The organism is Paenibacillus ihbetae (assembly GCF_002741055.1).
Lineage (GTDB): Bacteria > Bacillota > Bacilli > Paenibacillales > Paenibacillaceae > Paenibacillus_AQ > Paenibacillus_AQ ihbetae.
The window spans coordinates 5,544,365-5,557,716 of sequence record NZ_CP016809.1; the positions used below are offsets into that span (position 1 = coordinate 5,544,365).

The following is a 13,352-nucleotide window of genomic DNA, read 5'->3' on the forward strand; positions in this document are numbered from 1 at the left end:
CAATTGGACGAACGTAAGGCTACAATGCTGAATCATGCGGATTTATGGAGTGCATGGAAGGAAGATGGGGACCCGGAAGCGAAAAAGAAATTAATCGAAAATCATTTGCACATCGTTGACTATGTTTCAAGCCGCTTGGCCATCGGCCTTCCCAAGAATGTCTCGAAGGGAGATCTCGCCAGCAACGGCGTTATGGGTCTGATCGATGCCATCGAGAAGTTCGACTACAAGCGCGGTCTGCAGTTCGAGACCTATGCCTCCTGGCGGGTTCGGGGCGCAATCCTTGATTCGCTGCGCCAGGGGGATTGGGTGCCTCGTTCCGTCCGAGAGAAGGCGAAGAAGATCGAAACTGCGTACCAGCAACTAGAACAGAAGTATTTGCGCAGCGTCAGCGATTCGGAGATGAGCAGCTACCTGGAGGTGTCCGAGAAGGAATTCCGGCACATGCTGCAGGAGGTGGCTGTGATGACGCTGACGTCGCTGGAGGATCCGATTCGCGAGGAGGAGTCGGAGACCCGCATGTCGGTGCTGGTTGACGAGAAAGCAAAAAATCCGGATCACAAGGTGCATGAATTTTACCTTCGGGAAGCGCTGAAGAAAGGGATCAGTAAATTAACCCCAAAGGAAAGAACCGTCGTTTCATTATTATATTATGAGGACTTATCACTTAGTGAAATCGCCGAGGTCATGTCGCTATCGCCATCGCGTATTTCACAGCTTCATTCCAAAGCGATAATGAGACTGCGGGGCGCGCTTGATAAAGATCGGGATTTGCTGATGCAAAACGATTGACGCTTGCCATTTAGGAAGGGGGTTGGCTGGATTGTCTCTAGATTATGCATTGGATCAGTACATGAGCGTCACGTTTTCGGATGACAAGGTTATCGCCTACATTCAGTTCACGAAATGGGAGGACGGGTTCTCCTGCACGCTGGAAGCGCTGGAGCAGTTCTTGCGAAGTCACGGCATCCGGTACGGGATCCAGCAGGATATCCTGCAGCGCATCGCCGGTCATGCGGAGGAATACCAGTACAGCAGGACGCCGATAGCCATCGGAACGGAGCCTGTGCACGGACAGAACGGAAGAATTGAATTCACCGTCGATTTCGGTGGCCAGACCCACTTGAAGCCGCTCGAGACTGAGGACGGCAAAGTCGATTACAAAGAAATCACTCGGTTAAATAATGTAAAGAAGGGACAGCTGCTGGCGACCCGAGTCCCCCCGACAAAGGGAGAGCCCGGGACAACGGTCACCGGTGAAGAAATCCCTAGCAAGCCGGGCAAGGAAGCTCATTTCAAGATCGGTAAAAACGTCGTGGTCAACGCGGAAAAAACGGCGATGTACGCGGCGATCGATGGTCTGCTTACAAGGACCGATAAAGGGAAAATCAACGTGTTTCCGGTATACGAGATTAATGGGGACGTCGATTACAGCATCGGCAACATCGATTTTGTCGGAACGGTCGTTGTCCGCGGAAATGTGCTGACCGGGTTTCGAATCAAGGCGGCCGGTGATATCCGGGTGACCGGCTTTGTGGAAGGCGCCGAGCTCGATGCGGAGGGCTCGATCGATATTTCCGGCGGAATTATCGGCTATAACAAAGGATGCGTCAAGGCCGGTCAGGATGTTAAGAGCTCCTTTATCCAGGACGGAAACGTCGTTGCCGGGGCGAACGTGCTCGTCTCCCAGAGCATTATGCACTCCAACATCCGCGCGGGTCGGAATATCGAATGCAACGGAACGAAAGGCTTGGTCGTCGGCGGCGTATTGCAAGCCGGAGAGATGGTCGTCGCCCGAACCATCGGCAACAGCATGTCAACGGCTACCGTCGTCGAGGTGGGAGTGCTTCCGGACCTGCGCAACGAATTGGCCGAGCTGCGCGTACAGCTGAAGCAGCTGATCGAAAGTGTGGACAAGACAGATAAAGCGCTTTATTTGCTGAATCAATTGGCTTCGACCGGCCAGCTGTCACCCGATAAGATGGCGATGCGGATCAAGCTGAATGCAACGAGAAAATCCAATATGGCCGAGCAGACCGCAATTAAGGAGCGAATGCTGGAAATCGAAAAGACGCTGGAGGATACCGGGAAAGCCAGGGTTAACGTCGTCAAAACCATATACGGAGGGGCTAAAATTGTGATTGGCCGGTATACCCGCTTCATCAAGGATCCCACGCAGCGGGTTTCTTTTTACTATCATGAGGGAGATGTCACGATGGTGCCGTTGTTGTAGCAGCCTTTTGCAGCGGAGCTGGGCCTGGGGCCGGGTGTAGTTGATCGAGCAGATGCATGTGGGAATGATCCTATTATAATGAGGTGATCTTCACTTGAGTTTGAAGTCTGTCGAAATGCAAATTGCCGTACCGAGAACGAATGAGGCAGGAAAAATGCATAATGAACTGCAGCAGCGGCCGCAGAATGACCAGAATCTGCTCGCTGGCGAGCAGATCAAGAACAGCCGGGCCGAAGCCAAGCGGAGCGCCGAGGTCAGCGAGTCCTCCGAAACCGCGGTGCGCGATGATGGCAGCCGCCGGTCGCAAGGACAGCAGGGGCAGAGCCTGGGCGGCGAAGAATCGAAGGAGCCTGCCGAGCATCCGGCTGAGCACCCCTATAAGGGACGAAACTTGGATATTTCATTATAGAGAGAGTCCAATAGCCGGTTTTCGGCACTGGAGAACAGCTTTGCGAGATAGATAATTTTAAGCACATAAAGGAGTTAATCGTTTTGTATCCATGGATATACATCGTTTTGCTGGGCGCTGCGGCCGTACTGTATGCGTTCATGCTGCCTAATCGCCGGGGGGAGAGCGCATCCGGGGAACAGCTCGTGAAGGAAGTCGAAGCTACGCTTGAAGGATACATGGCCGAAATCCAGCAGGAGAACGAGCAGCTGGTGGAGCTGATCCGAAAGATGAAGGAGGAACAGAGCGCCAAGCTGGTCGAGCAGCAGGAGCAGGCGGAGCAATGGAGCGCAAGGATCGTGGAATTGGAGAAGAAGGCTGCCGCATCCGAAGACAGGCTCCGTGCAGCGGAGACCCAGCTTGCGAAGGTGCTGTCATCGGCGGCGGATGATGGCAAGACGGGCGCTGCTTCGAACAGCGATGCGGAGGTGCATATGCCTTCGATCAAGGAGAGATACGCCGAACTGTTCGAATGGTATGATCAGGGCAAGTCGATCGATATGATTGCCAAAGCTTCGGGGATGCAGCGCGGCGAGGTTCAGCTGATTATTCAACTGGCCAGACAGGAGGAATCCGTATGATCAGGAACCGAACCTTCATGATGGGACTGGGCGTCGGCATCGTCGCCGGAGCCGTGCTGCTCCAGCTTATGCTGATCGGCCAAGGGGCACAGATGACCAAAGCCTCATTGACCGGGGAGCTGACCAAGGAGGAGCTGCAGGCTGCGGCCGAAGCGATGGATATGCAGGTGCTGGATAAATCCGAAGAGCTTATGACCGCCGAGCAGTGGGAGCAAAAGCAGCTTAACGTGGAACCGTCCGGGGGCGGGGAGCAGCCCGAGGCCGGTGAACAAGACAAGCCATCGGAACCGGTCGATACCGGGACGGATAAGCCGGTGACGCCAAAGCAGCCGGAACAGCCGGATGAGCCGGAAGCCGCGAAGACCAAGGAAACACAGCAAACCGCAGCACCGCCGAAGCCGAAGACTCCGGCTAAAGCCCAAGCGCCGATATCCGTCAGCGTGCCAGCCGGCAACAATCTCAGCGATGTGGCGGACAGTCTGCTCGCTGCCGGGGTGATCAAGGACAGACAGGCATTCATCGATAAAGCAACCGACAAGAAGATTAACCGCTTTATCCAAAGCGGAACGTACACGTTCACCGCGGGCGAGGATTTCGGCTCGATCATTGCGAAAATAACGGCAAAACCGTCCAACTAGATTTCTGGTTGCGAACGGTTTTTTTTGAAACCGGACATCGCCCTGATGAGGGGAAAACGGGCCGTTTAGGACATGCACAAAAGACATTGCAACCTGCCTTCGGTTATGTTATAGTAATTGACGGTGTTAAAACACACGCCAGAGTGATTCCGTGAAGGGTGCTTCTGCGAAGAGCTGGAGTCTTGACGGGAAATGATCTTGGCGGAGGGACACACAAAAACCAAATTTAGGAGGTGCGTGAAGATGGCAGTAATCTCCATGAAGCAGCTTTTGGAAGCTGGCGTTCACTTCGGTCACCAGACTCGTCGCTGGAACCCGAAAATGGATAAATATATCTTCACTGAAAGAAACGGTATTTACATTATCGACCTGCAAAAAACGGTCAAGAAAGTTGAAGAAGCATTCAACTTTGTAAAAAGCATTGCGGCTGAGAACGGAACAATCCTGTTCGTCGGCACCAAGAAGCAAGCGCAAGATTCCGTGAAGGAAGAAGCAGAGCGTTGCGGTATGTACTACATCAACCAACGCTGGCTCGGCGGAACGCTGACAAACTTCGAAACGATCCAGAAGCGGATCAACCGCTTGAAGCAGCTCGAGTCTTGGGAAGAAGACGGCACGTTCCAAGTGCTGCCTAAGAAAGAAGTTATCCTTCTCCGCAAAGAGAAAGATCGTCTTGAGAAATTCCTGGGCGGCATCAAGAACATGAAGGGTCTTCCAAGCGCATTGTTCGTTATCGACCCTCGCAAAGAGCGCATCGCGGTTGCGGAAGCTCGCAAATTGGGTATCCCAATCGTAGGCATCGTGGATACGAACTGTGATCCGGATGAAATCGATTACGTAATCCCAGGTAACGATGACGCGATCCGTGCGGTTAAATTGCTGACTGGCAAAATGGCCGACGCTGTTGTTGAAGCTCACCAAGGCGAAGAAACAACCGCTTAATCGGGATTAAACGTATAAACCATGAATTAAATGAAAAGGGTGGTTGGTAGGTGGATAACCTCTCACCGCCCTTTTTTTAAGATGTCAGTACATAAGGGCCTGATATCTAAAGACGATTTTGCAAAAGATGAATACTTAGAAGGCGAAGCGGCCTATTGGTTGGAGCCCGCCTTTTCGGGCGAGTGAAGCCATGACCGGGACTACCGCTTCATCAATACCAATTTTGGAGGGAAATGAAATGGCAGTAACAGCTAGTGCGGTAAAAGAACTTCGCGAAAGAACAGGCGCAGGCATGCTGGATTGCAAAAAAGCGCTGGATGAAACAAACGGTGACATCGATAAAGCGATCGCGGTTCTTCGCGAAAAAGGTTTGGCGGCAGCTGCGAACAAAGCAGGCCGTATCGCAACGGAAGGCGTTGTAGAATCCTACATCCACGGCGGCGGACGCATCGGCGTTCTCGTTGAAATCAACTGCGAAACCGACTTCGTCGGCAAGACCGATCAATTCAAAGAGTTTGCCCGCGACATCGCGATGCACATCGCTGCAGCAAGCCCTAAATATGTTCGCCGCGAGGAAGTTCCTGCTGAGGAGCTTGAGAAAGAGAAGGAAATTCTGAAGAACCAAGCGCTGAACGAAGGCAAACCTGAGAAAATCGTTGAAAAAATGGTTGAAGGCCGCATCAACAAGTACTATGAGGAGAACTGCTTGATGGAGCAGGCATTCATCAAGGATCCGGACAAAACGATCAACACGCTGCTGAACGAAAAAATCAGCACGATCGGCGAGAACATCTCGATCCGTCGTTTTGCTCGCTTCGAGCTGGGCGAAGGCCTTGAGAAGAAACAAGAGAACTTCGCAGAAGAAGTTATGGCTCAGGTGAATAAATAAGTCGGATGAGCTAATATAAGTAAGAGGAAAGAGTGGAACACACCCGTGTTCCTTCTTTTTTAAAGAGAGATAAGAATGCGATGCAGCCCGGAGTAGAGACTACCCTTATCTCGTTAGAGAGAACCGACTATAGTCTGATTAGACGACCAGGATGTTTCTACTTGAGACGGATGTGTTTACCCGATTTTTTTAACCGTCAAGCAGTGCCGGTGTGTCTGTCTGTCGTTTTTCAAACGGGCGTCTGTACAACGAGGCGCCGTCTTAAAGTGGAGGGTTATCATTTGGAACAGCCTGTATATAAACGAGTCATATTGAAAGTTAGCGGGGAATCCCTTGCTGGTCAGAACGGATATGGTATTGATGCTGAAACGATCGGATCAATCGCCGAGCAGGTTCGCGACGTCGTAGAACTTGGCGTGGAAGTGGCCATCGTCTGCGGCGGCGGAAACATCTGGCGCGGCATTGCCGGCAGCGCGAACGGCATCGACCGCGCGACTGCGGACTATATGGGAATGCTCGCCACCGTGATGAATTCCCTGGCGCTTCAGGATGCCCTGGAGCAAATCGGAGTGCCGACCCGTGTGCAAACATCCATCTCCATGCAGCAAATTGCAGAACCGTATATTCGCCGCAGAGCGATAAGACATCTGGAAAAAGGCCGTGTCGTTATTTTCGCGGCGGGAACGGGTAACCCATACTTCTCCACCGATACGACTGCAGCGCTTCGCGCAGCGGAAATCGAAGCAGAAGTGATTTTGATGGCTAAGAACAAAGTGGACGGAGTGTATTCCGCTGATCCATTTAAGGATGAAACTGCTGAGAAATACGAGCAGCTTACGTATCTTGATGTATTGAACAAAAACCTTGGGGTAATGGACTCTACAGCTTCATCGTTATGTATGGACAACAACATTCCGCTCATCGTATTCGCCATTACGGAGCAAGGCAATATCAAGCGTGTCGTTCTGGGTGAGAAAATCGGAACGATTGTCAAAGGGAGTGTAGATTAAATGCCGCAATCAGTGAAAAAGAATGCAGAGGAACGCATGGAAAAAGCGATTTTGGCTTTGAAGCGCGATCTGGCTACGCTGCGTGCAGGACGGGCAGCGCCGGCGCTTCTCGACCGGATTACGGTTGAGTATTACGGAGCGCCTACACCGATCAACCAGCTGGCAAATATCAGCACGCCGGATTCCCGGACGCTGATGATTCAGCCTTGGGATAAGTCGTCTTTGGCAGATATCGAAAAGGCGATTATGAAATCGGATCTCGGATTGACGCCGGCTAACGACGGCATGCAAATCCGGTTGGTGATTCCTGCGCTCACGGAAGAGCGAAGAAGCGAATTGGTCAAAATGACCAAGAAATTCGGCGAGGAAGCGAAAGTGGCCATCCGCAACATTCGCCGTGATGCCAACGATGACATCAAAAAGATGGAGAAAACGGATATTTCCGAGGACGAGTCCCGGAGGCATCAAGAAGATATCCAGAAAACGACGGATAAATTTATCGCGGAAGTCGACAAAGTCCTCGTTGCCAAAGAAAAAGAGATTATGGAAGTGTAAGAGACTTGCGGCCCCTCCGGTTATGGTGGGGTTTGTCTCTTTTTTGCAGAAAGAAGCCTGGAGGAAATGGAATGATCAAACGGGTTCGATCGTGGTTGAATCAGGAGGACAGTCAGCAGACGCATCAGCTCTCTCCGGACAACATCCCTCATCATGTGGCGATTATTATGGACGGTAACGGACGCTGGGCTAAACGGCGCGGCATGCCGCGAATCGTCGGCCACCAGAACGGCATGAAGGCTGTCAAAAGAGCGGCCATCGCCGCCAATGATTTAGGGATCAAAATATTGACGATGTATGCTTTTTCAACGGAAAACTGGACGCGGCCGAAGGAGGAAGTGGATTTCCTTATGAAGCTTCCCCAGGAGTTTCTGGCCATTGAGCTGGAAGAGCTCATTGAGAAGAATGTCCAGGTCAGAATGATGGGGCACCCGGAGGACCTGCCGTCCCATACGGTGTCCGCGATGGAAGAGGCAGTTGCCAGAACGGCGGACAACACGGGGCTTGTGCTGAATTTTGCGCTTAATTACGGCAGCCGGAAAGAGATCACCGAGAGTTTTAAAGCGCTCGGGCAGGAAGTGCGTGACGGAATTCTTCGTCCTGAAGATATAACCGAGGAACTGATCGGTCAGCGGCTCCTCACAGGCGACTTGCCGGATCCGGATCTGCTTATCCGGACGAGCGGGGAATTGCGTTTGAGCAATTTCATGCTATGGCAGCTTGCTTACAGCGAATTATGGTTTACCGACATTTATTGGCCGGAGTTTACCAAAGAACATTTGGTCGCGGCAGTAGCCGATTATCAACATAGAACACGGCGCTACGGTGGACTGTCGTAGCCGATGGAGGATGGGGCGTATTGAAGCAGCGATTGATTACCGGAATTATAGCGGGCACGGTCTTTTTGGGATTATGTTTCATCGGTGGACTGTCGTACCATCTTCTTATTCTGGCCATGGCACTCATCGGATACTATGAGTTTGTGAAAATGACGAAAACAGCGCCGTTCGGAGGAACGGCGTGGATCGGCTATGCAGGAGTGCTGCTGCTGGTGTTCCCGTGGAAAATGCTGAATATCGAGGTTCAGCTCCCTTGGGAGCACGCGATATGGCTCCTGCTTCTGTTGTTCCTACTGGCAACGGTCACGACGAAGAATGCCATTGATATTCAGCGTGTCGCGTTGCTGTTCCTGGGGGCAGTATATGTCGGGATCGGCTTTTCCTTCATCGCCGAGTCGCGGCATGCGGGGGACGGCCACGGCATCTTTTGGACGTTCCTCCTGCTGGGCTCCATCTGGGCGAGCGATGCGGGGGCCTATTTCGTCGGGAAGGCCGCAGGGCGGCATAAGCTGTGGCCTTCCATCAGTCCGAACAAAACGATCGAGGGTGCATTGGGCGGTGTGGTCATCGCTGTGTTTACATCCCTGGTCTTTTCCTTTTTCTCGAATGGATTATTATCGGCCGGACAAGCCGTTCTGATCGGTCTGTCCTGTGCTGTCATCGGTCAGCTGGGAGATCTGGTGCAGTCCGCCTACAAGAGGGTGTACGGCATCAAGGATTCAGGCAGCCTGCTGCCCGGGCACGGCGGAATACTGGATCGCTGCGACAGCTGGATCGTCGTATTCCCGTTCGTACATATGCTTGGCCTTCTGCCTTACTGATGGAAAGGAAAGATGTATTTATGAAGAAAATCAGCGTTCTCGGGTCTACCGGCTCCATCGGTACACAGACTTTGGATGTCGCCAGGATGCATCGGGACCAGTTTCAGATCGAAGGTTTGGCTGCTGGGAGCAACGTGGAGCTGCTGCTTCAGCAGGTGAAGGAATTTGGGCCGCGAAAAGTTTCGGTCGCAACCAAGGAGCTCGCGGACCGGGTGAAGCATTCCCTGCCTGCCGGAACGGAAGTGTTCTACGGGCGGGAGGGCTTGATCGAGATCGCCGCCGGAACGGATGCCGAGCTGGTGGTCACGGCGGTTGTCGGGAGCATGGGGCTTCCCTCCACGCTGGCGGCCATCGAAGCAGGGAAGAACATCGGGCTTGCCAATAAGGAGACGCTGGTAACCGCAGGGCATCTGGTGACAGCGGCCGCAGCGGCGAAAGGGGTCAAGCTGCTGCCCATCGACAGTGAGCATTCGGCCATATTCCAGTGCTTGAACGGCGAACGGTACGAGGATATCGAACGGATCACCCTAACGGCGTCGGGCGGATCCTTTCGCGATTACACGCGCGAGCAGCTGGTGGACGTAACGGTCGAGGATGCATTGAAGCACCCGAATTGGTCCATGGGGGCCAAGATCACGATCGACTCGGCAACGATGGTCAACAAAGGGCTTGAGGTGATCGAAGCCCACTGGCTGTATGGTCTCCCTTACGAGCAGATTTCCGTGTTGCTTCATCCCGAGAGCATTATCCATTCCTTCGTGGAGTTTCGGGATTCCAGCATCATTGCGCAGTTAGGCAATCCGGACATGAGGGTGCCGATCCAGTATGCCCTGACGTATCCGGAACGCTGGAATTCTCCGGCAACAAGGCTTTCGCTGGCGGAAGCGGGCAGGCTGAATTTTCGGGAAATGGATTTTGAACGCTTTCCGTGTTTAAGGCTTGCCTATGAATGTGGTAAAATGGGAGGGACGGCGCCAACCGTATTCAATGCTGCCAACGAGGTGGCCGTTGCCCGGTTCCTGCGCAAGGAGATCTCCTTCCTTCGGATCGAAGAGATCATCGAGCAAGTGGTTGAGCGGCACCAGAACCATCCGGAGCCGCCGCTCGAAACGATCGAAGCGAGCGATCAATCCGCGCGCGAGCTTGCTTCCACGCTATAGGATCAGATGTCATATCATAATCTCCCTTGAAAAAAGCTGACAGCTTGTGATTCTCTTGTGGACGACAGGAGAATAATGATAATCTATAGGGACATACTGCGTTCTCAGAGGAAAAGGGGGATGTACGGATTTGGAAATGCTGCGGATCGTTTTTTTAACGGTGCTCATGTTTTTTGTTATTGTCACAGTGCATGAATGGGGGCACTATTATTTTGCCCGGCGTGCGGGGATATTGGTGCGGGAATTTGCGATCGGATTCGGTCCGAAGCTGTTCTCTTATAAACGCAACGAAACGCAGTTTACGCTTCGCCTGCTGCCTTTCGGCGGATATGCGCGCATGGCGGGTGAAGACCCTGAACTGGTTGAGATCCATCCGGGTCAGACGATTGCGGTCCGGTTGAATGCGGACAATCAGGTTAAGAAGATTTTTTTAGACCAGCTCGACAACCGCAAGAATGTAATCCGCGGCGAGGTCGAATTCATGGATATGGTGGATCGGCTGTCGGTGCGGCTGGATGTGGACGGCGAGCACCAGCAGTACCAGATTCACCCGCAGGCCATGACCGTGGCCAAAGGCATTGAGACCCAGATCGCGCCAAGAGACCGCCAGTTCGGCAGCAAGACGGTCGGACAGAGAGCCTTGGCCATCTTTGCCGGGCCGGTGATGAACTTTATTCTGGCTTTTGTTCTGTTCGCGCTGCATATTCAGATGGCGGGCATTCCGGTCGAGAATCCGACTTATGTGCAGATCGGAGAGATTACAAAGGGCATGCCGGCCGATGAGGCGAACCTGAAGAAGGGTGACATCATCGAAAGCATTAACGGTGTCGCCATCGGCTCGGATTATCAGAAGATGATCGAATTGATCGCGGCATCCAAGGACAAGCCGATGGATTGGACCGTCCGCCGCGGCGACGAATCCTTCGAGCTGACGCTGACGCCGCGCACGATGGAAGGCCAGGAAGGCGGAAAGGTCGGAATCGTTCCGGAGCTTCCGACCAGATCGGCTGGCATCGGAGAGACGATTACGGGCGCGGGTACCGCGATGGTAGACACGACAAGCATCATTTTCCAAGGGTTCAGGCAATTGATCCAGCAGTTCTCGATGGATGATCTTGGAGGCCCGGTCCGGACCTTCGAAGTGACCGGTCAGATCGCGAAGCAAGGAATTGAACAGCTGACCTATTGGGCGGCTATATTGAGCTTGTATCTCGGCATCTTCAATCTGCTGCCGATTCCGGCGCTTGACGGCAGCCGGCTCGTGTTCCTCGGCATCGAGGCATTGCGCGGGAAGCCGATCGACCCGAACCGGGAAGGCATGGTGCATTTTATCGGCTTTGCGATGCTGTTTCTGCTGATGATTGCCGTGACGTACAATGACATACTTCGCTTAATCAACGGATAAATCGTCCAGCGGGGTGTCCCGGGTAGCGAACAGCCGTAAGGTCTCTTTGCTTAGAGACGGTATTACGCAGACGCTGTCGGATCTGGGCCCCCTGGGAGTTTCCGTTATCGGCAGGCCTCTTTTGCGGGTGCACGTATGGATATCAACCGTCACTCGCCGGGCCTGCTTACACATATCGCCAATAACGCCGCATTCGGAAGCAGGCTTAAGCACAGCGCAATCGCCCGAAGAAGCGTTTTAATAATGGGAGGAACAGGATTTTTATGTCGAAGGAATCGAAGGACAAACAATTCGTGACGGAGATCACGCCGCAAGGAGAGGACTTCTCCCGCTGGTATATCGATGTCATCAAAAAAGCGGACCTGATGGATTATTCGCCGGTCCGGGGCTGCATCGTGTTCAAGCCGGACGGCTATGAAATTTGGGAGCATATCCAGGAGGAGCTGGACCGCCGTTTCAAGGAAACGGGGCACCGCAACGCGTACTTCCCGCTGTTCATTCCGGAAAGCTTCTTCCAGAAAGAGAAAGAGCATGTGGAAGGCTTTAATCCGGAGCTGCCATGGGTAACCGAGGCGGCGGGAGAAAAGCTGGAGGAGCGTCTGGCGATTCGGCCGACGTCCGAAACGATGTTCGGGCATATGTATTCCAAGTGGATTCAATCCTATCGCGATCTTCCGGTGAAGATCAACCAGTGGGCGAACGTCGTCCGTTGGGAGAAGCGTACGCTGCCGTTCCTCCGCACCAGCGAATTCCTGTGGCAGGAGGGCCATACGGCTCATGAAACCGAAGCCGAGGCTCGCGAAGAAACGATGCAAATGCTCGATATCTACCAGGATTTCGTTGAGAACTACTTGGCTATTCCGGTGATTAAAGGACAGAAGACGCCATCGGAGAAGTTCGCCGGGGCTGTCGACACGTTCTCCATCGAAGCCATGATGAAGGACGGACGAGCAGTTCAGGCAGGAACATCCCATTATATGGGCACCAATTTTGCAGAGGCCTTCGAGATCCAGTATTTGAACCGCGAAAACACGCTCGAGTATGCCCACACCACGTCTTGGGGCGTCAGCACGCGCCTGATCGGCTCCTTGATCATGGTTCACGGGGATGACCGCGGATTGGTGCTTCCGCCTAAGGTTGCGCCGACTCAGGTCATTATGATCCCGATCGGTCCTCCGAAGACCCGCGATGCGGTGGTTGGCCGTACGGACGAGCTTTACCGTGAATTGAAGGCTGCCGGTATCCGGGTTCGCGTGGACGACAATCCGGATGTGCGCCCGGGCTGGAAGTTTAACGAGTATGAAATGCGCGGCGTTCCGGTGCGTCTCGAGATCGGACCTCGTGATATGGAGAACGGGGTATGCGTGCTTGTATCCCGAATCACCGGCGAGAAGAAGGTCGTCGAGCAGGCTAATCTGGTCCAAGAGGTTCAGGCCATGCTGGAGCAGGTGCATCAAGAAATGTATAACCGTGCGAAGCAATTCCGCGAGGATCATTTCTATTCCGTGGATACACTGGACGAGATGAAAGCGAGCATGGAAGAGAAGCGCGGATTTACGCTGGCGGGATGGTGCGGCTCCGAGGCTTGCGAGGATACCGTGAAGCAGGAGACCGGGGCGACCAGCCGGAACATACCGTTTGAGCCGGGCGAGACGAAGACGAAGTGTCTCGTTTGCGGCGACGATGCGAAGCATACCGTACTGTTTGCCAGAGCGTATTAATATACCGATAATTAGTTATTCCGGGACGAGCGAAGAGGGCCAAGAGAGCTTTCCTCGTTCTCCTGAACCCGGAATAGGTTCGTCTGGAGCAAGCTTCCGGATGGCAGCAG

At 53.4% G+C, this 13,352-nt stretch carries 14 protein-coding genes; all 14 read left to right on the forward strand.

Going from position 1 to position 13,352, the window contains the following annotated elements; all coding sequences use genetic code 11:
* Positions 1 to 3: 3 nt before the first annotated feature.
* Positions 4 to 792 carry a FliA/WhiG family RNA polymerase sigma factor gene (locus BBD41_RS24980; protein WP_007128729.1) on the forward strand — a complete coding sequence of 263 codons (789 nt, stop codon included), beginning with the start codon at positions 4 to 6 and terminating at the stop codon, positions 790 to 792.
* 31 nt (positions 793 to 823) lie between these two features.
* Positions 824 to 2,233 (forward strand): flagellar assembly protein A, encoded by a 1,410-nt coding sequence (locus BBD41_RS24985; protein ID WP_099479263.1) that lies wholly within the window; start codon positions 824 to 826, stop codon positions 2,231 to 2,233.
* Between the two features lie 94 nt (positions 2,234 to 2,327).
* Positions 2,328 to 2,642 (forward strand): hypothetical protein, encoded by a 315-nt coding sequence (locus tag BBD41_RS24990; RefSeq protein ID WP_077567100.1) that lies wholly within the window; start codon positions 2,328 to 2,330, stop codon positions 2,640 to 2,642.
* Positions 2,643 to 2,725: 83 nt separating this feature from the next.
* The gene (locus BBD41_RS24995) at positions 2,726 to 3,262 is read left to right on the forward strand and encodes a hypothetical protein (RefSeq protein WP_099479265.1); all 537 of its coding nucleotides are present in this window, start codon (positions 2,726 to 2,728) and stop codon (positions 3,260 to 3,262) included.
* Positions 3,259 to 3,900, forward strand: coding sequence for an endolytic transglycosylase MltG (locus BBD41_RS25000; RefSeq protein ID WP_099479267.1), 642 nt, complete (start codon positions 3,259 to 3,261; stop codon positions 3,898 to 3,900). The genes BBD41_RS24995 and BBD41_RS25000 overlap by 4 nt, the downstream gene beginning before the upstream one ends.
* A gap of 243 nt (positions 3,901 to 4,143) precedes the next feature.
* Positions 4,144 to 4,842: a 30S ribosomal protein S2 gene (gene rpsB, locus BBD41_RS25005; protein ID WP_007128724.1), complete on the forward strand. Its 699-nt coding sequence runs from the start codon at positions 4,144 to 4,146 to the stop codon at positions 4,840 to 4,842.
* A gap of 238 nt (positions 4,843 to 5,080) precedes the next feature.
* Complete coding sequence (gene tsf, locus BBD41_RS25010; protein ID WP_077567097.1) at positions 5,081 to 5,731, forward strand: translation elongation factor Ts; 651 nt, start codon at positions 5,081 to 5,083, stop codon at positions 5,729 to 5,731.
* Between the two features lie 281 nt (positions 5,732 to 6,012).
* The gene (pyrH, locus tag BBD41_RS25015; RefSeq protein ID WP_077567096.1) at positions 6,013 to 6,741 is read left to right on the forward strand and encodes a UMP kinase; all 729 of its coding nucleotides are present in this window, start codon (positions 6,013 to 6,015) and stop codon (positions 6,739 to 6,741) included.
* A complete protein-coding gene (gene frr / locus BBD41_RS25020) occupies positions 6,742 to 7,296 on the forward strand; it encodes a ribosome recycling factor (protein ID WP_077567095.1) in 555 nt (184 codons plus the stop codon). It begins immediately after the preceding gene.
* A gap of 71 nt (positions 7,297 to 7,367) precedes the next feature.
* Positions 7,368 to 8,135: an undecaprenyl pyrophosphate synthase gene (locus tag BBD41_RS25025; protein WP_077567094.1), complete on the forward strand. Its 768-nt coding sequence runs from the start codon at positions 7,368 to 7,370 to the stop codon at positions 8,133 to 8,135.
* A 20-nt stretch (positions 8,136 to 8,155) separates the two neighbouring features.
* Entirely contained in the window at positions 8,156 to 8,956 is an 801-nt protein-coding gene (locus BBD41_RS25030; RefSeq protein WP_099479268.1) for a phosphatidate cytidylyltransferase, read from the forward strand.
* A gap of 20 nt (positions 8,957 to 8,976) precedes the next feature.
* Positions 8,977 to 10,116, forward strand: coding sequence for a 1-deoxy-D-xylulose-5-phosphate reductoisomerase (locus tag BBD41_RS25035; protein ID WP_099479270.1), 1,140 nt, complete (start codon positions 8,977 to 8,979; stop codon positions 10,114 to 10,116).
* Positions 10,117 to 10,246: 130 nt separating this feature from the next.
* On the forward strand, positions 10,247 to 11,521 hold the full coding sequence (rseP, locus tag BBD41_RS25040) for an RIP metalloprotease RseP (RefSeq protein WP_099479272.1): 1,275 nt from the start codon (positions 10,247 to 10,249) through the stop codon (positions 11,519 to 11,521).
* A 263-nt stretch (positions 11,522 to 11,784) separates the two neighbouring features.
* On the forward strand, positions 11,785 to 13,242 hold the full coding sequence (gene proS, locus BBD41_RS25045; RefSeq protein WP_077567090.1) for a proline--tRNA ligase: 1,458 nt from the start codon (positions 11,785 to 11,787) through the stop codon (positions 13,240 to 13,242).
* The last annotated feature ends 110 nt before the right edge of the window (positions 13,243 to 13,352 follow it).

Excerpts from the sequence above, each read along its gene's own strand:
- BBD41_RS25000 (WP_099479267.1), top strand. The coding sequence starts at position 3,259 with ATGATCAGGAACCGAACCTTCATGATGGGACTGGGCGTCGGCATCGTC.
- rpsB (WP_007128724.1), top strand. The coding sequence starts at position 4,144 with ATGGCAGTAATCTCCATGAAGCAGCTTTTGGAAGCTGGCGTTCACTTC.
- tsf (WP_077567097.1), top strand. The coding sequence starts at position 5,081 with ATGGCAGTAACAGCTAGTGCGGTAAAAGAACTTCGCGAAAGAACAGGC.
- frr (WP_077567095.1), top strand. The coding sequence starts at position 6,742 with ATGCCGCAATCAGTGAAAAAGAATGCAGAGGAACGCATGGAAAAAGCG.
- BBD41_RS25025 (WP_077567094.1), top strand. The coding sequence starts at position 7,368 with ATGATCAAACGGGTTCGATCGTGGTTGAATCAGGAGGACAGTCAGCAG.
- BBD41_RS25035 (WP_099479270.1), top strand. The coding sequence starts at position 8,977 with ATGAAGAAAATCAGCGTTCTCGGGTCTACCGGCTCCATCGGTACACAG.
- proS (WP_077567090.1), top strand. The coding sequence starts at position 11,785 with ATGTCGAAGGAATCGAAGGACAAACAATTCGTGACGGAGATCACGCCG.